The organism is Streptomyces crystallinus, from assembly GCF_039521265.1.
In the GTDB taxonomy this organism is placed as follows: domain Bacteria; phylum Actinomycetota; class Actinomycetes; order Streptomycetales; family Streptomycetaceae; genus Streptomyces; species Streptomyces crystallinus.
The window spans coordinates 230,315-249,563 of the sequence record NZ_BAAACA010000066.1 but is presented as its reverse complement, the minus strand read 5'-3'; the positions used below and the strand labels follow the sequence as shown (position 1 = coordinate 249,563).

Annotated in this window: 16 protein-coding genes; 13 read left to right on the top strand and 3 right to left on the bottom strand. The window is 73.5% G+C overall.

Annotated features, from left to right (window positions below; all coding sequences use genetic code 11):
* Positions 1-133: 133 nt before the first annotated feature.
* A complete protein-coding gene (gene map / locus ABD236_RS34620; protein ID WP_344081657.1) occupies positions 134-901 on the bottom strand; it encodes a type I methionyl aminopeptidase in 768 nt (255 codons plus the stop codon).
* 71 nt (positions 902-972) lie between these two features.
* Positions 973-2,142, bottom strand: a complete 1,170-nt coding sequence (locus ABD236_RS34615) for a thiolase family protein (RefSeq protein WP_344081654.1) — start codon at positions 2,140-2,142, stop codon at positions 973-975.
* Positions 2,143-2,281: 139 nt separating this feature from the next.
* On the opposite strand from ABD236_RS34615, the gene ABD236_RS34610 reads away from it, so the two are divergent.
* From ABD236_RS34610 to ABD236_RS34570, 9 genes are all read left to right on the top strand, one after another.
* The gene (locus ABD236_RS34610; protein WP_344081651.1) at positions 2,282-2,746 is read left to right on the top strand and encodes a winged helix-turn-helix transcriptional regulator; all 465 of its coding nucleotides are present in this window, start codon (positions 2,282-2,284) and stop codon (positions 2,744-2,746) included.
* Positions 2,747-2,815: 69 nt separating this feature from the next.
* Positions 2,816-3,067 (top strand): helix-turn-helix domain-containing protein, encoded by a 252-nt coding sequence (locus ABD236_RS34605; RefSeq protein WP_344081648.1) that lies wholly within the window; start codon positions 2,816-2,818, stop codon positions 3,065-3,067.
* A gap of 565 nt (positions 3,068-3,632) precedes the next feature.
* On the top strand, positions 3,633-4,871 hold the full coding sequence (locus ABD236_RS34600) for an alginate lyase family protein (protein WP_344081645.1): 1,239 nt from the start codon (positions 3,633-3,635) through the stop codon (positions 4,869-4,871).
* A 180-nt stretch (positions 4,872-5,051) separates the two neighbouring features.
* Positions 5,052-6,359 carry a hypothetical protein gene (locus ABD236_RS34595; RefSeq protein WP_344081642.1) on the top strand — a complete coding sequence of 436 codons (1,308 nt, stop codon included), beginning with the start codon at positions 5,052-5,054 and terminating at the stop codon, positions 6,357-6,359.
* A 45-nt stretch (positions 6,360-6,404) separates the two neighbouring features.
* Positions 6,405-6,908 (top strand): HAD family hydrolase, encoded by a 504-nt coding sequence (locus ABD236_RS34590; RefSeq protein WP_344081638.1) that lies wholly within the window; start codon positions 6,405-6,407, stop codon positions 6,906-6,908.
* Between the two features lie 118 nt (positions 6,909-7,026).
* Positions 7,027-7,869: a nitrilase-related carbon-nitrogen hydrolase gene (locus tag ABD236_RS34585; protein ID WP_344081635.1), complete on the top strand. Its 843-nt coding sequence runs from the start codon at positions 7,027-7,029 to the stop codon at positions 7,867-7,869.
* The gene (locus ABD236_RS34580) at positions 7,866-9,146 is read left to right on the top strand and encodes an aspartate aminotransferase family protein (RefSeq protein WP_344081632.1); all 1,281 of its coding nucleotides are present in this window, start codon (positions 7,866-7,868) and stop codon (positions 9,144-9,146) included. Before ABD236_RS34585 ends, ABD236_RS34580 begins: the two co-directional genes overlap by 4 nt.
* Before the next feature lie 99 nt (positions 9,147-9,245).
* Positions 9,246-10,649, top strand: coding sequence for a dihydropyrimidinase (gene hydA / locus ABD236_RS34575; protein ID WP_344081629.1), 1,404 nt, complete (start codon positions 9,246-9,248; stop codon positions 10,647-10,649).
* Positions 10,650-10,668: 19 nt separating this feature from the next.
* Complete coding sequence (locus ABD236_RS34570) at positions 10,669-11,667, top strand: TIGR03842 family LLM class F420-dependent oxidoreductase (RefSeq protein WP_344081626.1); 999 nt, start codon at positions 10,669-10,671, stop codon at positions 11,665-11,667.
* 277 nt (positions 11,668-11,944) lie between these two features.
* Here the strand turns inward: ABD236_RS34570 and lplAB are convergent, their stop codons facing one another.
* Entirely contained in the window at positions 11,945-13,000 is a 1,056-nt protein-coding gene (gene lplAB / locus ABD236_RS34565) for a lipoate-protein ligase LplAB (protein ID WP_344081623.1), read from the bottom strand.
* 84 nt (positions 13,001-13,084) lie between these two features.
* Here lplAB and ABD236_RS34560 point away from each other — a divergent pair, with 84 nt between their 5' ends.
* The 4 genes from ABD236_RS34560 to ABD236_RS34545 all read left to right on the top strand — a co-directional run bounded on the left by ABD236_RS34560 (position 13,085) and on the right by ABD236_RS34545 (position 19,248).
* The gene (locus tag ABD236_RS34560) at positions 13,085-14,887 is read left to right on the top strand and encodes a gamma-glutamyltransferase family protein (RefSeq protein WP_344081620.1); all 1,803 of its coding nucleotides are present in this window, start codon (positions 13,085-13,087) and stop codon (positions 14,885-14,887) included.
* A gap of 100 nt (positions 14,888-14,987) precedes the next feature.
* Positions 14,988-15,812 carry an inositol monophosphatase family protein gene (locus tag ABD236_RS34555; protein WP_425544019.1) on the top strand — a complete coding sequence of 275 codons (825 nt, stop codon included), beginning with the start codon at positions 14,988-14,990 and terminating at the stop codon, positions 15,810-15,812.
* 148 nt (positions 15,813-15,960) lie between these two features.
* A complete protein-coding gene (locus tag ABD236_RS34550; protein WP_344081611.1) occupies positions 15,961-17,373 on the top strand; it encodes a phytoene desaturase family protein in 1,413 nt (470 codons plus the stop codon).
* A 405-nt stretch (positions 17,374-17,778) separates the two neighbouring features.
* On the top strand, positions 17,779-19,248 hold the full coding sequence (locus ABD236_RS34545) for an AlkA N-terminal domain-containing protein (protein ID WP_344081876.1): 1,470 nt from the start codon (positions 17,779-17,781) through the stop codon (positions 19,246-19,248).
* Position 19,249: the final 1 nt, after the last annotated feature.

Genomic DNA, 19,249 nt, shown 5'->3' with positions numbered 1-19,249 from the left:
CCGGTCTTTGTCTGCGGCTGAGTGGGTGGTCGCTCGCGCAGTTCCCCGCGCCCCTTCTTGTGCCCGGTCTTTGTCTGCGGGTGAGTGGCCGGTTGCTCGCGCAGTTCCCCGCGCCCCTGGAGGTGCGGCCTGCTCAGGGTTGCGTGAGGATGCGGGGGCCCTTGTCCGTTATCGCCACCGTGTGTTCCGCGTGGGCCGCTCGGGTGCCGGTGAGGGTGCGGAGGGTCCAGCCGTCGGGGCACGGGTAGTAGTCGTCCGTACCGTCCGCGATCAGCATCGGCTCGATCGCCAGGACCATGCCGTGCCGCAGCGTCATGCCCCGGCCCCGGCGGCCCTCGTTGGGCACTCCCGGGTCCTCGTGCATGTGGCGGCCGATGCCGTGGCCGCCGAAGCCGTCCGGGATGCCGTAGCCCGCGCCCCGGCAGACCTTGCCGATCGCGTGCGCGATGTCGCCGATGCGGTTGCCCACGACCGCCGCCGCGATGCCCGCCTCCAGCGCCTCGTACGCCGTCGAGATCAGCCGTACGTCCTCGCTCCGCGCCCGGCCGACCGTGAAGCTGATCGCCGAGTCCCCGGCCCAGCCGTCCAGGACCGCGCCGAAGTCGACGCTCACCAGGTCGCCGTCGCGCAGCCGGTAGCCGTCCGGGATGCCGTGCACGATCGCGTCGTTGACGGAGACGCAGGCGACGGCCGGGAAGGGGACCGGGGCGAAGTCCGGGTGGTAGCCGAGGAACGGCGAGGACGCGCCCGCCGCCCGCAGCACCTCGTGGGCCGCCGTGTCGAGGTCCAGCAGGCTGACGCCGACGCCCGCCGCGTCCCGGGCCGCGGCGAGCGCCCGCGCGACCACCCGCCCGGCCTCGCGCATCGCGTCCATCTGTGTGTCCGTCTTGATCTCCACCATTCCAATTACTATAACGGTCGGGTGGCGGGGTCACGCAGTCGGCCGTACGGGTGACAGCGGCTGAGATGTCGTCAGAGCGCCTCCAGGACGGTGGCGTTGGCCAGTCCGCCCGCCTCGCACATCGTCTGGAGGGCGTAGCGCGCCCCGCGCCGGCGCATCGCGTGCACCAGCGTGGTCATCAGCCGGGTGCCGCTGGCGCCCAGCGGGTGGCCGAGCGCGATCGCGCCGCCGTGCACGTTGACCTTCGACAGGTCGGCGCCGGTCTCCTGCTGCCAGGCGAGCACCACGCTCGCGAAGGCCTCGTTGACCTCGAAGAGGTCGATGTCGCCGAGGTCGAGCCCGGCCCTGCGCAGCACCTTCTCGGTCGCGGGGATGACCCCGGTGAGCATCAGGACGGGGTCCGAGCCGGTGACGGCGAAGCTGTGAAGCCGGGCGAGCGGGCGCAGGCCGAGCCGCGCCGCGGTCTCGCTGGAGGTGATCAGTACGGCCGAGGCGCCGTCGTTGGTGGGGCTGCTGTTGCCCGCCGTCACCGACCAGTCGATCTGCGGGAAGCGCTCGGCGAAGGCCGGGTCCACGAAGGACGGCTTCAGTCCGGCGAGGATCTCGGGCGTCGTGGCGGGGCGTACGGACTCGTCCCGCCTCAGCCCCGCGATCGGCGCGGTCTCGGCGTCGAAGAGCCCGGCGTCCCAAGCCGCCGCGGCCTTCTGGTGCGAGGCGGTGGCGAACTCGTCCATCCGCTCCCGCCCGATCGACCACTTCGCGGCGATCAGCTCGGCGCTGATGCCCTGCGGAACGAGGCCGTCGGGGAAGCGGGCGGCCACGCCCGGCCCGAACGGGTCCTTGCCGGCGGGCACGTTGGACCACATCGGGACCCGGCTCATGGACTCGACCCCGCAGGCCACGACCAGGTCGTACGCCCCCGAGAGGACGCCCTGGGCGGCGAAGTGGACGGCCTGCTGCGAGGAGCCGCACTGGCGGTCCACGGTCGTCGCGGGGACGCTGTCCGGGAACCCGGCGGAGAGCCAGGCGTACCGGGTGGTGTTCATGGCCTGCTCGCCGACCTGGTCGACGGTCCCGCCGATCACGTCGTCGACGAGCGCCGGGTCGACACCGCTGCGCTCGACGAGGGTGCGCAGGGTGTGGGCGAGCAGTTCGACGGGGTGCGTCCCGGAGAGGGCCCCGCCCGGCTTGCCCTTTCCTATCGGGGTACGGACGGCTTCCACGATCACGGCGTCACGCATCGGGTGCTCCTCGGCTGGCTCGGGCTGTGGCTTCGGGACCTGCCCGCGCTACCGGCGAGTAGGTTTGGAAACTGGATTCACTGTAACTCCCTGGGTTGGAAAATCCAATGCACGGCTGTTCCTGGCTTACCGTGGAGCCATGACGACGTCGCAGAAGAACTCCCGGCCCTGCTCGATCGCCGACGCGCTGGCGGTCGTGGGGGAGAAGTACGCGCTGCTCGTCCTGCGCGAGGTCTTCTTCGGCGTGCACCGCTTCGACGCGATCGCCCGCAATGTGGGCGCCCCCCGCGACATCCTCACCGCCCGGCTGCGCCGGCTGGTCGACGCGGGCGTCCTGGAGAAGGTGCTCTACAACGAGCGGCCCGCGCGGTACGAGTACCGGGCCACCGAGGCGGGGCAGGAGCTGCGGCCGGTGCTGCTGATGCTGATGCGGTGGGGCGACCGGCATCTGGCGGACGTCCCGCCCACGGTGTGGCGGCACTCGTGCGGGTCCGACCTGGATCCGGTGATCACGTGCCGGGCGTGTGGGGACGAGGTGCACCGGCGGGATGTGACGCCGCGGTTCCAGGTGGAGGGGTGGTCGGCGGAGGGATCGGCGCACTGAACGCTGGCCGTACGGGGATTCCTGGGCGTACGGGTCCGACCTGGCCCGCGCCGGACTAGACTCGGCGCCATGGTCCGCACCCCTCTCACCCCCGAAGAGCGCGAGCGTGGCGAGCGGCTGGGCGCGTTGCTGCGGGTCGCGCGGGGCGGGCGCAGCATGAGTGAGGTCGCGGCGGCGGCCGGGCTCTCCGCGGAGACGCTCCGCAAGATCGAGACGGGCCGCGCCCCGACCCCGGCGTTCTTCACGGTGGCCGCGTTGGCGTCGGTCCTCGGGCTCTCACTGGACGAGGTCGCGGGGGCGTGCAGCTTGCTCCCGGCGTGAGCGACTGTTCGTCTACGGGCGCGTCGTGGCTGGTCGCGCAGTTCCCCGCCGGGCGCTCCGCTGGGGAGCGGGTTGTGCGTCTGCGGGTGCGTGGTGGCTGGTCGCGCAGTTCCCCGCGCCCCTGGGTGGGGGCTGGTTGTGCCTCTCGTTCGTCTGCGGACCGTGGCTGGCTGAGCGCGCAGTTCCCCGCGCCCCTGGGTGGGGGCTGGTTGTGCCTCTCGTTTGTCTGCGGGCCGTGGGTGGCTGGTCGCGCAGTTCCCCGCGCCGCTGAGGGGGTCGGGGTGCATGCGGCCGCGAAGGGGCCGTGACGCAACTCCGCTGGCCCACCCCAACCCCCTAGGGGCGCGGGGAACTGCGCGCCCAGCCACGACGCACCCGCAGAGAACCACCCACGCCCCCGCGAAGCATCCGCCCCCGGCTCACCCCATCCCCCTAGGGGCGCGGGGAACTGCGCGCTCAGCCACGACGCACCCGCAGACGAACAACCCGCCCCCTCCCCTCCCCACCCCACCCCGCTCGGCTCAATAGATCTGCGCGCGCCCCGAGCGCCCCCCACCGTGGAAGGGTGAGCCCCCAGCCCCCGACCGCCACGCGCCGCCCCCGCGCCCGGGGCCGCGCCGCCCTCGCCCTCCTCGCGGCGCTCGCCGCGCTCGCCGCGCCCGCCTGCGCCCCCGCCTCGAAGATCTCCGCCGCCCAGGACACCCCCTTCCACCACCCCGGCGTCGTCGTCGGCCGCAGTCAGCTCGATGTCGTGCGGGAGCGGGTGCGGGAGGGGCGGGAGCCCTGGCGGTCGGCGTACGAGAGGATGCGCACCAGCCGGTACGGGGCGCCGGGGTACACCGCGCACCCGGCCGCCGTCGTGCCCTGCCCCCCGAACGCCGGACCCCCCGCGTGCCTGGCCGAGCGCGAGGACGCCATCGCCGCGTACACCCAGGCGCTGCTCTGGTCCGTCAGCGGCGAAGAGGCGCACGCCCGCAAGGCCGTGGAGATCATGGACGGCTGGTCGAAGGTGATGAAGGAGCACACCGAGGGCAACGCCGGACTCCAGACCGCCTGGGCGGGCTCGTCCTGGGCGCGGGCCGCCGACATCGTGCACGCGGGCTACCCGAAGTGGGGCGCCGCGGACGTCCAGCGCTTCAAGTGGATGCTGCGCAAGGCGTATCTGCCCGCCGTCACCGCCAAGGTGCCCGACTACAACGGGAACTGGGAGCTGGCGATGACCGACGCGGCCATCGGGATCGCCGTCTTCCTGGAGGACCGCGAGCTGTTCACCCAGTCCCTGGCCCGCTATCGGGCGCGCGTCCCCGCGTACTTCTACCTCGCCTCCGACGGCAAGCTGCCCAAGGCGCCCCCCGGCGGCACGATGACCAGCCCGGAGAAGCTCGCCACGTACTGGTTCGGCCAGCGCACCTACGCCGACGGGCTCGGCCAGGAGACCTGCCGCAACTTCATGCACATCGGCTACGCGCTCGCCGCGTCCGCGCACATCGCGGAGACCGCCCACCAGCAGGGCGTCGACCTGTACGGGCCGAGTGCCGAGCGGCTGCGGGCCGCGCTGGAGTTCCACGCCCGCTACCAGCTGGGCGAGGCGGCGCCGCCCTGGCTGTGCGGCGGCAAGGTGGAGCGCACCATGGGCCCGGACGTCGAGGTCGCCCTCAACCATCTGCGCAACCGGATGCACCTGAAGCTCCCCGAGACCGAGAAGCTCGCCGAGAAGCAGCGCCCGGCGGGGACGGACGACCTGTTCGTGGCCTGGGAGACGCTGACGCACGCCGACAACCCGGGGCGGCCGCCGGCCGTATGACACCGGGGCGCGAAGGGGGCGCCGCCGGGGGGCGTGCGGACTCGGACATCACCACGCCGTTCGGCGCACGGCCACCCACCGGTATCGCGGCGAAGACCTCGGCGTAACACGGGCGCAACACGGCGGGTATCGAATGCCCGAGGACCGTGGGGGTTCAGTCGGCGGTGGGGGGATTGCGCGGTGACGGTGAATCAACTCTCGGTGGACATCGGGGCGTTCGTTCAGTACATGGGCCGGATGGCGGCGCTGCTCGACCGGTACGGCGGCTGGTACGCGGTCTTCTGGCAGCGCGACCCGGACGGCATGGCGGCCTGCTTCGACGGCAGCGGTATCCCGCCGTGGGACGTGGTCGAGTCACTGCTCCAGGACCTCGCCCCCACCCACGGCCCCGAGGCGGTGGCCCGTGAGACGGTACGGGCCCGGGCGCTGCACACCGCGGCCGCCGCCGCGTACGACGCCCGCCCGGGCGGGCGCGAGGCCCTGCGCGAACGCCTCGCCCTGATGCTGCGCGACCAGGCGTACGCGGCCGACCGGCTGCCGGGCGCCGCCCCGGACGAGCTGGCCTGGATCCAGGACGACCTGGCCCGGGCCACCGCGCGCTGCGCCGAACTGCGCGCCCGTATCGCCGCGTTGGGTCCGGAGGTCCCCAGCGGCTGGTTCGGCGGCGGGGCGGTCGCGCGGCCCCGGGGCGAGGCCGCCCGGGAGGTTCCCGAGCGGCCCGCGCGCGTCCCCGCGCCCCGGCCGGCCGCGCGGCGCACCTCGCGCGGCGCCCGGTTCGCCGGGCTGGAGGCCGGCGGCGCCGAGGCGGAGGACAGCGGGCCCTTACTGCCGCCGGTCGCCGCCGCCGCGCCCACCGGGGCCCGGTTCGGCGGCGGTTGGCACCTGCGCAGACAGCCCGAGCACGCCCGTGGCAAGGGCGAACCGCAGCGGCGCGAGGAGGGGCTCGACGACCGCGATCAGCGCCGCGTCGTCCGCGAGGCCGTCGTCCGCCTGGTGCGGCTGCGCGCCCGGGGCCGTACCGGCGAGGCGCACGCCGTGCTGTGCGAGGCGGCCGCCGGGCCCGCCGCCCTGCTGCCGCTGTTCGCGGGCGAGCTGCACCGCGCGGGCCTCGGCGCCGACTGGGCCACCCTGCTGTGGGAGGCGGCCTCGCTGCCGCCCGACCGGCTGGCCGCCGCGGCCGCCGCGCTCGCCGCCGCGGGGCAGAGCGCCGACTGCCACCGGCTGCTGCGCCAGGGCGTGACCCGGCCCGCCGAGCAGATCGCGGACGCGGTGCTCGCGCTGGGCGACGCGGGGCGCGCACGCGAGGCGGACGCGCTCCTGAACGCCTTCGTCCGGGTCCGTACGCCGGAGGACGCGGCGCAGTTGGCCGCGCACGCCCCGGCGCGCCTCGGCCCCCAGCTGCTGGCCGCGGCCGGCGCCGTCTCCGAGGGGCGCCGACGGGACGTCGTGCACGCCTTCCGGGTGGCCAGAATTGCAACAGAACGTTGAAATCCTGGATTGGGAAGGGGGTGCGGCTGGGCATGGTCGGTAAGGATGGACAACGACGCCCATATACCCCGCTGCCGTGCGCCCCGGCCCCGCGCCGCCGCGTTCTTCGACGTGGAGGGCACGCTCCTGGCGCTGCCCGAGCTGCCCCCCGACGGCCCCGGGCCGCCGCTCGGCCGCCTCTGGCACCCGCCGGTCCTCGCGGCCCTGCACACCCATGCCGCCCGGGGGCACCTGGTGGTCCTGGTGACACCGTCGCCGGCCGGAGCCGTCGCGCCCGTCGCCCGCGAGCTGGGCGCCCACGCGGTGCTCTGCGCCCGGCCGAAGGCCCCGATGACCGGCCAGGGCAAGGGGTACGCGGCCCGCGCCCTGCTGCGCGAGCACGCCCTGCTCGCCGCCGACTGCTACGCGTACGCGGACGAGGCGGCCGACCTGCCGCTGCTCGCCGAGGTGGGCAATCCGGTGGTCGTCGGCGCGGACCCGGTGCTGCTGAGGCACGCCCGGCGCGGCAATTGGGCCCGGCTGCCCGCCCCCGTACCGAGGGAAATCTGATCGACTTCGTGGCGTGATGGAGATGGTCTTGCCACGGTGCGTGACGGGCTTTACGGTCTCTCCACACGCAATCTACGCGTGTCGATGCCTGGCTGACGGCCCGTCTAAGGAGCAGCTCATGGCCACTGTTGTCCGCGCCGCACTGGTCCAGGCCAGTTGGACCGGCGATACCGAATCCATGATCGCCAAACATGAGGAACACGCCCGCGAGGCGGCCCGCCAGGGCGCGAAGATCATCGGTTTCCAGGAGGTCTTCAACGCCCCGTACTTCTGCCAGGTGCAGGAGCCGGAGCACTACCGGTGGGCGGAGCCGGTGCCGGACGGGCCGACCGTGCGGCGGATGCGCGAGCTCGCCCGGGAGACCGGGATGGTGATCGTCGTGCCGGTCTTCGAGATCGAGGGCTCCGGCTTCTACTACAACACCGCGGCCGTGATCGACGCTGACGGCAGCTACCTCGGCAAGTACCGCAAGCACCACATCCCCCAGGTCAAGGGGTTCTGGGAGAAGTACTACTTCAAACCGGGCAACCTGGGATGGCCGGTCTTCGACACCGCCGTCGGCAAGGTCGGCGTCTACATCTGCTACGACCGCCACTTCCCCGAGGGCTGGCGGCAGTTGGGGCTCAACGGCGCCCAGCTCGTCTACAACCCGTCCGCCACCTCCCGTGGACTTTCGGCCTATCTCTGGCAGCTGGAACAGCCCGCCTCGGCGGTCGCCAACGAGTACTTCGTCGCCGCCATCAACCGGGTCGGCCGCGAGGAGTACGGCGACAACGACTTCTACGGCACCAGCTACTTCGTCGACCCGCGCGGCCAGTTCGTCGGCGAGAAGGCGAGCGACAAGGAGGAGGAACTCGTCGTCCGGGACCTCGACTTCGGTCTGATCGACGAGGTGCGCCAGCAGTGGGCGTTCTACCGCGACCGGCGGCCCGACGCCTACGAGGGGCTGGTGCAGCCGTGACCTCCCTCTTCGACCGCCACCGCGCGGTCCTGCCCGAGTGGCTCGCGCTCTACTACCGCCACCCGATCGAGATCACCCACGGCGAGGGCCGGCACGTCTGGGACGCCGAGGGCAACCGGTACCTCGACTTCTTCGGCGGCATCCTCACCACGATGACCGCGCACGCCCTGCCCGAGGTCACCAAGGCGGTCTCCGACCAGGCCGAGCGGATCATCCACTCCTCGACGCTCTACCTCAACCGCCCGATGGTCGAGCTCGCCGAGCGGATCGCCCACCTCTCCGGCATCCCGGACGCCCGGGTCTTCTTCACCACCTCCGGCACCGAGGCGAACGACACCGCGCTGCTGCTCGCCACCGCCCACCGGGGCTCCAACCAGATCCTGGCGATGCGCAACAGCTACCACGGCCGCTCGTTCAGCGCCGTCGGCATCACCGGCAACCACTCCTGGTCCCCGACGAGCCTCTCGCCGCTCCAGACGCTGTACGTGCACGGCGGCGTCCGCTCCCGGGGCCCCTACGCGGAGTTGAGTGACCGTCAGTTCATCAACGCCTGTGTGGCCGACCTGGAGGACCTGCTCGGCCACACCCGCGAGGTCGCCGCCCTCATCGCCGAGCCCATCCAGGGCGTGGGCGGCTTCACCTCACCGCCCGACGGGCTCTACGCCGCCTTCCGTGAAGTCCTCGACCGCCACGGCATCCTGTGGATCAGCGACGAGGTGCAGACCGGCTGGGGCCGTACCGGCGACCACTTCTGGGGCTGGCAGGCACACGCGGAGAACGGCCCGCCGGACATCCTCACCTTCGCCAAGGGCATCGGCAACGGCATGTCGATCGGCGGGGTGGTGGCGAGCGCCCGCGTCATGAACTGCCTGGACGCCAACTCCATCTCCACCTTCGGCGGCTCCCCGGTCACCATGGCGGCCGGCCTCGCCAACCTCTCGTATCTGCTCGAACACGACCTCCAGGGCAACGCGCGCCGCGTCGGCGGTCTGCTCATCGAGCGGCTGCGGGCCATCGGCGCCCAGCTTCCCCTCGTACGAGAGGTACGCGGCCGGGGCCTGATGGCGGGCATCGAACTGGTCAAGCCGGGCACCGACGAGGCCCACCCGGAGGCGGCGGCAGCGGTCCTGGAAGCGGCCCGCGAGGGCGGCCTCCTGATCGGCAAGGGCGGCGGCCACAACACGAGCGTGCTCCGTGTCGCCCCACCGCTGAGCCTGACGGTGGCGGAGGCGGAGGAGGGCGCGGCGATCCTGGAGAGGGCACTGCGAGGCGTGTGACGCCCGCGCTTTCAGGGTGCCGCGCCCGCACCCCCCGGGGCGCGGGGAACTGCGCGCTCAGCCCACGACGGCCCGCAGACGAAGAACAAGGGACCACCCATGAGCACCCGCACAGTCATCCGCGGCGGCCTGGTGATCACCGCCGCCGACGAGATCCACGCCGACGTCCTCATCGAGGACACCCGTATCGCCGCCCTCGCCACCCACGGTTCGAGCGCGGCGCAGAGCTGGAGCGCCGACCGTACGATCGACGCGACCGACAAGTACGTCATCCCGGGCGGCGTCGACGCCCACACGCATATGGAGCTCCCGTTCGGCGGGACCTTCGCCTCCGACACCTTCGAGACCGGGACCCGGGCCGCCGCCTGGGGCGGCACCACCACCATCGTGGACTTCGCCGTGCAGTCGCCGGGCCACGCGCTGCGCGAGGGGCTGGACGCCTGGTACGCCAAGGCGGACGGCCAGTGCGCCATCGACTACGCCTTCCACATGATCCTCTCCGATGTGAACGAGCACTCGCTCAAGGAGATGGACCTGCTGGTGGAGGAGGGCATCACCTCGTTCAAGCTGTTCATGGCCTATCCGGGCGTCTTCTACAGCGACGACGGCCAGATCCTGCGGGCCATGCAGCGCTCCGCCGCCAACGGCGGGCTGATCATGATGCACGCGGAGAACGGCATCGCCATCGACGTCCTCGTCGAGCAGGCGCTGGCGGCCGGCCGCACCGACCCGCGCTACCACGGCGAGGTGCGCCGCGCCCTGCTCGAAGCCGAGGCGACCCACCGCGCGATCCAGCTGGCCCGGGTCGCCGGGGCGCCGCTCTACGTGGTGCACGTGTCGGCCGAGGAGGCGGTCGCCGAGCTGGCCGCCGCCCGGGACAAGGGGCTTCCCGTCTTCGGCGAGACCTGTCCGCAGTACCTCTTCCTGTCCACGGACAACCTGGCCGAGCCCGGGTTCGAGGGCGCCAAGTACGTGTGCTCGACGCCGCTGCGGCCCAAGGAGCACCAGGCCGCGCTCTGGCGGGGGCTGCGCACCAACGACCTCCAGGTGGTCTCCACCGACCACTGCCCGTTCTGCTTCGTGGGCCAGAAGGAGCTCGGCCGGGGCGACTTCTCCAAGATCCCCAACGGGCTGCCGGGCGTGGAGAACCGGATGGACCTGCTCCATCAGGCCGCGCTCGACGGCCACCTCAGCCGGCGCCGCTGGATCGAGATCGCCTGCGCCAGTCCCGCGCGGATGTTCGGGCTGTACCCGAAGAAGGGCACCATCGCGCCGGGCGCCGACGCCGACGTCGTCATCTACGACCCGCACGCCGAGCAGACCCTCTCCGCCGAGACCCACCACATGAACGTGGACTACTCCGCGTACGAGGGCAGGCGGATCACCGGCCGCGTCGAGACGGTCCTCTCGCGCGGCGAACTCGTCATCGACGAGCGCCGGTTCACCGGCCGGGCCGGGCACGGCGTCTACACCCCGCGAGCCACCACCCAGTACCTCGGCTAGTCACCAGGAGCAGCACCACATGGACTTCGGACTCGTCCTGCAGACCGACCCGCCCGCCTCGACCGTCGTCGGTCTGATGCGCCGCGCGGAACGCAACGGCTTCCGCTACGGCTGGACCTTCGACTCGGCCGTGCTGTGGCAGGAGCCGTTCGTCATCTACAGCCAGATCCTGGCCAACACGCAGAAACTGCACGTCGGCCCGATGGTGACCAACCCGGGCACCCGCACCTGGGAGGTCACCGCCTCCACCTTCGCCACCCTCAACGACATGTACGGCAACCGCACGGTGTGCGGGATCGGCCGCGGCGACTCGGCGATGCGCGTCGCCGGGCGCAAGCCCAACACACTGGCGCGCCTGGGCGAGGCCATCGGCGTCATCCGCGACCTCGCCGAGGGCCGTGAGGCCGAGGTCGATGGACAGCGCCTCAGGCTGCCCTGGGTCAAGGGCGGCGAACTGCCCGTCTGGATGGCGGCGTACGGGCCGAAGGCGCTGGCGCTGGCCGGGCAGAAGGCCGACGGTTTCATCCTCCAGCTCGCGGACCCGTTCCTGACCGAGTGGATGGTCAAGGCGGTCCGCGCGGCAGCCGTGGAGGCCGGGCGCGACCCCGCCTCCGTGACCATCTGCGTCGCCGCCCCCGCCTATGTGGGCGACGACCTCGCCCATGCGCGCCAGCAGTGCCGCTGGTTCGGCGGCATGGTCGGCAACCACGTCGCCGACCTGGTGTCCCGGTACGGAGAGCACTCCGGCCTCGTACCGGAAGCGCTCACCGACTACATCAAGGCCCGCCAGGGCTACGACTACAGCCACCACGGCCGCACCGACAACCCGGACACCGCGTTCGTCCCCGACGAGATCGTCGACCGCTTCTGTCTGCTGGGCCCCGTGGAAGCGCACATCGAGAAGCTCAAGGCGCTGCGCGACCTGGGCGTCGACCAGTTCGCGGTGTACGCGATGCACGACGCGCGCGAGGACGTCATCGACGCTTACGGGGAGCGGGTGATCCCCGCGTTGAACTGAGGCCGGGGGCTCTCGCTCCCACACACGGCCCTCGACGTACCCGACCTGTATGGCCGGCCTTTGTCTGCGGGTGCGGGGCGGGCTGGTCGCGCAGTTCCCCGCGCCCCGATTGTGCCCGGCCTTCGTCTGCGGGTGTGTGGTGGGTTGCTCGCGCAGTTCCCCGCGCCCCTGGGGAGTCGGGTCAGCCGGAGAAGCCGGCTCAGCCACAGGCCTTCAGGGGCGCGGGGAACTGCGCGAGCAACCACCCACCCAGCCGCAGACAAGGACCGGGCCGACCTCAAGGCACGCGCGCCGTCCACTCCTCGCTGGAGAACTTCGTCTCCGCCAGCTGCCGTGCCCGCGCCATCTCCCCCTCCGTGACCCGCCCCTCGGCCAACCCGTACCGCCCCCGGAACGAGGCGATCATCCGCTCGATGACCGCCTCCCGGGGCAGCCCCGTCTGGCGGCGCAGCGGGTCGACCCGCTTCTTCGCGCTCTTCGTCCCCTTGTCCGACAGCTTCTCCCGCCCGATGCGGAGCACATCGACCATCTTGTCGGCGTCGATGTCGTACGCCATCGTCACGTGGTGCAGGACCGCGCCCCCGTCCGCCACCACCCGCTTCTGCGCCGCGCCCGCGATCTTGCCCGCGTCCGTGGCGATGTCGTTCAGCGGCTGGTACCAGGCCTTCACCCCCATGTCGCCGAGGGCGCCCAGCACCCAGTCGTCCAGGTAGGCGTAGCTGTCCGCGAAGGAGAGGCCCTGGACCAGGGCATCGGGGACCGAGAGCGAGTACGTGATCGTGTTGCCGGGCTCGATGAACATGGCCCCGCCACCGGACACCCGGCGCACCACCGTGATCCCGTGGCGCTCGGCGCCCTCCGGGTCGACCTCGTTGCGCAGGGACTGGAAGCTGCCGATGACGACGGCGGGCGCGCCCCACTCCCACACCCGCAGCGTCGGCGGGCGGCGGCCGGCCGCGACCTCGGCGGTGATCACCTCGTCGAGCGCCATGTGCAGGGCGGGGGACTGGGGGCCGTCGTGGATCAGCTGCCAGTCGTAGTCCGTCCAGTCCGTCGCGTGGGCCAGCGCGCGCCGGACCGCGACGCCGACCCCCTCCGAGGTCAGCCCGTACATCGTCGTGCCCGGCGGCAGCGCCGCGTCGATACGGGCCGCCAGCCCGGCCGCGTCGGTGTCGGCCGGGGCGCCCTCCAGCGCGCTGTTGATGGCGAGGATCGCCTCGTCCGGTTCCAGGAAGAAGTCGCCCGCGACCCGCACACCGCTCAGGACCCCGTCCTCGACGTCCAGGTCCACCACCACGAGCTTGCCGCCGGGGACCTTGTACTCACCGTGCACCGCCGCACCTCCATCCGTTCCGCGCCGGATCAACGTTACGGGCGGGGTCTGACATTCCGGCGCGGACCCGTCTAGCCTGCGGAGGTGTTCACCACCCGACCGACCCTCCAGGGCACTTTCGGCATGGTGTCCTCCACCCACTGGCTCGCCTCGCAGTCCGCCATGGCCGTGCTCGAAGACGGCGGCAACGCCTTCGACGCCGCCGTCGCCGCGGGCTTCGTCCTCCAGGTCGTCGAGCCGCACATGAACGGCCCGGCGGGCGAGGTACCGATCCTGCTCGCGCCCGCCGGGGGCGCGGTACGGGTGCTGTGCGGCCAGGGGCCCGCGCCCGCCGGGGCCACCGCCGCCCACTACCGCTCACTCGGCCTCGACCTCGTGCCCGGCACCGGCCCGCTGGCGGCCGCCGTGCCGGGCGCGTTCGACGCCTGGATGCTCCTGCTGCGCGACCACGGCACCAGACCGCTGCCCGACGTCCTGAAGTACGCCATCGGCTACGCCGAGGACGGCCACCCGCCCGTGGAGCAGGTGGGCGACACCGTGGAGCGGGTGCGCGCGCTCTTCGAGAGCGAGTGGCCCACCTCGGCCGAGGTGTATCTGCCGGGCGGCCGCGCCCCGCGGCCGGGGCGGCTGCTGCGCAACCCGGCCCTGGCCCGCACCTGGCGCCGCCTCCTCGCCGAGTCGGCCCCCACGCGCGCGTGGGCGCACGGTGACGGCCGGGTGCGGCAGATAGAGGCGGCCCGGCGGATATGGCGGGAGGGCTTCGTCGCCGAGGCGCTGGTCGCGCAGGCCGGCCGCCCCACCCTGGACACCAGCGGGGAGCGCCACACCGGCACCCTCACGGCGGCCGACCTCGCCGGGTGGTCCGCGGCCTACGAGGACCCGGTGACGTACGACTGGAACGGCTGGACCCTCTGCAAGGCGGGCGGCTGGAGCCAGGGCCCGGCCTTCCTCCAGCAACTGGCGCTGCTTCCGGACGCGTTGCCGCCGTACGGCTCCGCCGAGTACGTCCACCTCCTCGTCGAGGGGTGCAAGCTCGCCATGGCCGACCGGGAGGCCTGGTACGGGGACGCGGCGGCGGTGCCGCTGGCCGAGCTGCTCTCGGACGGCTACAACGCGGACCGGCGCGCGCTGGTCGGCGAGGAGGCCTCGTACGCGCTGCGGCCGGGCAGCCCCGGCGGGCGTGCGCCCCGGATCGCCCGGGAGGCACTGCGCGCGCGTGCCTCGGCCGCCGGTCTGCCGGGGGCGGGCGCGGGGGAGCCGACCGTGGGCCCGGACGGCACCACCCGGGGCGACACCTGCCATCTGGACGTGGTGGACCGCTGGGGGAACATGGTCGCCGCGACCCCGAGCGGCGGCTGGCTCCAGGCCAACCCGGTCGTGCCCGAGCTCGGCTTCCCGCTCGGCACCCGGCTCCAGATGACCTGGCTGGAGGAGGGGCTGGCGAACACCCTCACCCCGGGGCGCCGCCCCCGTACGACGCTGTCGCCCACCCTGGCGCTGCGCGACGGGGTGCCGGTGCTGGCCTTCGGTACGCCCGGCGGGGACCAGCAGGACCAGTGGCAGCTGCACTTCTTCCTCGCCGTCGCCCTCGGCGCGCAGGAGCGCGGCGGCCTCGGCCTCCAGCGCGCGGTCGACGCGCCGAACTGGCACAACGACTCCTTCCCGAGTTCCTTCCACCCCCGGGCGACCCGGCACGGCAGCCTCACCGTCGAGGCCCGGACCCCCGAGGAGGTGGTGGCGGGGCTGCGGCGGCGCGGGCACCGGGTCACCGTCGGCGGTCCCTGGTCGGAGGGGCGGCTGTGCGCGGTCGCCCGGGATCCGCGCTCCGGGATCCTGTCCGCCGCCGCGAACCCGCGCGGGATGCAGGGGTACGCGGTGGGACGGTGACCGGCGGCGCACGGCGACGTCACCTCGATGACGCCCGGGGTTGGGGGCACGTTCGTCGATTGTCAGTGGGGCGTGTTTTGCTGGACGCATGATCGAAGGCTTGCTCGCACAGTTTCTGGAAGACCGGTCGTCCGACGTCGAAGAGGCGGTCCGCAAGGCGGCGGCCGTCGAGATCATGCCGCGCTTCCGCCAGCTCGCCGCACACGAAGTCCTGGAGAAGAGCGGTCCGCACGACCTGGTGACGGTCGCCGACCGGCGCGCCGAGGAGTTCCTGACCGAGGCGCTGCCCGCGCTGCTGCCCGGCTCGGTCGTCGTCGGCGAGGAGGCGGTCGCGGCCGACCCGCTGTCGTACGAGGCGCTGGGCGGCGACGCGCCGGTGTGGATCGTCGACCCCGTCGACGGCACCCGCCAGTTCGTGCGCGGCGAGGAGGGCTTCTGCACGCTGGTGGCGCTGGCCCACCGGGGCGAGGTGCTGGCCTCGTGGACGTACGGGGCGGCGCTCGACCTCATGGCGGTCGCGGTCCGCGGCAAGGGCGCGACCCTCAACGGCGAGCCGATCCGGTCCGGGTCGCCCGAGCCCGGCGCAGCGATCGAGGTCGCCACCTCGCATCCGGACTACACGACGGACGACCAGAAGCGCGCGCTGCTCGGGCTGCGCACCGAGGGCGTCCATCCGCGCCCGTGCGGCTCGGCCGGGCTGGAGTACCTGGCGGTCGCGCGCGGCGAGCTGGACGCGACCGCGTTCTCCTGGGAGCTCGCCTGGGACCACGCGGCGGGCCTGCTCCTGGTGGCCGAGGCGGGCGGCGCCGACCTGACGCTGACGGGCGAGCCGTTCCGGATAACCGGGGGCAACGCACTGCCGTTCACGGCCGCCCGGGACGCGGCGACGGCCGAGCGGGTGCGCAGGCTGCTGGCGGGCGAGTGAGCGGGCGCGGCGCCCGGGGGTCTTCGGCTGCGACGGGCCCCGCGGCGCCGCCCGCCCCCCGGCCGTAACCGCACCCACCCCGGGCCGGATTGTCCGCGTCCCGGAATATGCTGGGTGTCTTGGCCACAAGGGCGTGAGGAGTCCGAAGGTGCCGTCGATGCTCGATGCCGTCGTCGTGGGGGCGGGGCCCAATGGACTGACCGCCGCGGTCGAACTGGCCAGGCGCGGTCTGTCCGTTGAGGTCTTCGAGGCCAAGGACACCGTCGGGGGCGGCGCCCGGACCGAGGAGCTCACCCTCCCCGGCTTCCGCCACGACCCCTGCTCGGCCGTGCACCCGCTGGGCATCGGCTCGCCGGCCTTCCGCCGGATGCCGCTCGACCGGTACGGGCTGGAGTGGCTGCACCCCGAACTGCCCATGGCGCACCCGTTCGACGACGGCACCGCGGCCGTGCTCGCCCGCTCGGTCGCCGAGACCGCCGCGTCGTTCGGACCGCGCGACGCGGGCGCGTACCGCAGACTGGTGGCGCCGTACCGCGGCAAGTGGGACGTCCTGGCGCGCGACTTCATGTCGCTGCCCCTGACCGCCCTGCCCCGCGACCCGGTCGGCCTCGCCCGCTTCGGCCTCGACGGCCTCCCGCCGTACACCTGGCTGATGCGCCGCTTCCGGGACGACCGGGCGCGCGCCCTGCTGGCCGGGCTCGTCGGCCATGTCATCGCCCCGCTGAACGGGCTGGCGACCTCCGCCGTCGGCCTGGTCTTCGCGCTGGCCGCGCACGAGAATGGCTGGCCGCTGCCGCGCGGCGGCTCGCAGTCGATCTCCGACGCGCTCGCCGCGTATCTGCGCGACCTCGGCGGTTCGGTGCACACCGGCTTCGAGGTGAAGCGGCTGGACGACCTGCCGCCCGCGCGCGCGTACGTCTTCGACACCTCGCCCACCGCGCTCGCCCGGATCGCGGGCCTGGGGCGGGCGTACGAGGGGTACCGGTACGGGGCCGGGGTCTTCAAGGTCGATTACGCCCTGGACGGCCCCGTGCCGTGGACCGCGGCCGAGCCGCGCCGGGCCGGGACGGTGCAGGTCGGGCCGTCCAGCCGGGAGATCGGCGCCGCGCTGAGCCAGGCGTCCGGGGGGACCGCGCCCCGGACGCCGTTCCTGATCACCGCCCAGCCCAGCCTCGTCGACCCCTCGCGGGCGCCCGAGGGCAAGCACGTCTTCTGGGCGTACGGGCACGTGCCGAACGGGTGGGACGGCGATCTCACGGATGCCATAGAGCGGCAGATCGAGCGGTTCGCGCCGGGCTTTCGCGACCTGGTGCTCGCGCGGGCCACGGCGGGGCCGCCGCAGCTCGCGGCGCACAACGCGAACTATGTGGGCGGGGACATCGCGTGCGGCGCGGCGCGGGGGTTGCAGCTGCTGCTCCGGCCCACGCTGTCGCTGTTCCCGTACACGACGCGTCACCCGTCGGTGTTCCTGTGCTCCTCGGCGACGCCGCCGGGGCCGGGGGTCCACGGGATGTCGGGCCACAACGCGGCGAAGGCGGTGTGGCGCGCGCTTCGGCAGTGAGCCCGGCCATCGTCTGCGGGTGTGTGGTGGGTTGCTCGCGCAGTTCCCCGCGCCCCTTAGGCAGGAGGCCGCAGCCGGAAACCCCAGCTCAGCCACGGAGTCTTTAGGGGCGCGGGGAACTGCGCGCTCAGCCCAGAACAACCGGCACGATCCACGAAAACGCCCGCCCCCACCCCCTAGGGGCGCGGGGAACTGCGCGAGCAACCGGCCACCGGCCCGCAGACGAAGCCTGGGCACAAGAAGGGGCGCGGGGAACTGCGCGAGCAGCCATCCACCGGGCCGCAGACGAAGCCCGGGCACACCAACACGTTGATGTCGGATTTCTGCCAGCGCCCCGCCCCCGCCCTCGACGATCCTGGGGTCATGAACCCAGCCGACCCCGCCCCCGCCCCGGCCCCCGGGGCCATGCACCTCGATGCCGAACGTTGCGTCCGGGCCGTGCAGTCCAAGGACGCCCGGTTCGACGGCTGGTTCTTCACCGCCGTGCTCACCACCCGTATCTACTGCCGGCCCAGCTGCCCCGCCGTCCCCCCGAAGGTCGCGAACATGACCTTCTATCCGAGCGCCGCCGCCTGCCAGCAGGCCGGGTTCCGGGCGTGCAAGCGGTGTCGGCCGGACACCACGCCCGGCTCGCCGGAGTGGAACGCCCGGGCCGACTCCGTCGCCCGGGCCATGCGGCTCATCCGGGACGGCGTCGTCGACCGCGAGGGCGTGTCGGGGCTGGCCGGGCGGCTCGGGTACAGCGCCCGCCAGATCGAGCGCCAGCTGCGCGCCGAGCTCGGCGCCGGACCGCTCGCCCTGGCCCGCGCCCAGCGTGCCCAGACCGCCCGGATCCTCATCGAGACCACCGCGCTGCCGATGGCCGACGTGGCGTTCGCGGCGGGCTTCGCCTCGGTGCGGACCTTCAACGACACCGTCCGCGAGGTCTTCGCCCTGGCCCCCACCGAGCTGCGCGCCCGCGCCGCGCGCGGCATCGCCCGCCAGGCCCCCGGCACGATCGCGCTGCGGCTGCCCTACCGCGCCCCGCTCAACCCGGACAACCTGTTCGGGCATCTGGCGGCGACGGCGGTACCGGGCGTGGAGGAGTGGCGGGCGGGCGCGTACCGCCGCACGCTCTCCCTCCCATACGGGCACGGCATCGTCGAACTGACCCCCGCCCCCGACCACATCGGCTGTCTGCTCTCGCTCACCGATCTGCGCGACCTCACCATCGCCATCAGCCGCTGCCGCTGGATGCTCGACCTCGACGCCGACCCGGTCGCCGTCGACGACCGGCTGCGCGCCGACCCGCTGCTCGCCCCGCTGGTCGACAAGGCGCCCGGACGGCGGGTGCCGAGGACCGTGGACGCGGCGGAGTTCGCGGTACGGGCGGTGCTCGGCCAGCAGGTCTCCACCGCCGCCGCCCGCACCCACGCGGCCCGGCTGGTGACCGCGCACGGCGAACCGGTCGAGGACCCGGGCGGCGGGCTGACCCATCTCTTCCCGAGCCCGCGGGCGCTGGCCGGGCTCGACCCGGAGTCGCTGGCCCTGCCGCGCAGCCGTCGCACCACCCTGACCACCCTGGTCGCGGGCCTGGCCGACGGCAGCATCGCGCTGGGCTTCGACACCGACTGGGACCGGGCGCGCGCCCAGCTCCTGGCGCTGCCGGGGTTCGGCCCCTGGACCGTCGAGGTGATCGCGATGCGGGCGCTCGGCGACCCGGATGCCTTCCTCCCCTCCGACCTCGGCGTGCGCCGCGCCGCCAGATCGCTCGGGCTGCCCTTCTCGCCCGCCGCGCTCACCGCGAGCGCCGCGGCCTGGCGCCCGTGGCGGGCCTACGCCGTCCAGTACCTCTGGGCGACCGACGACCACCCCATCAACCACCTTCCCGTATGAG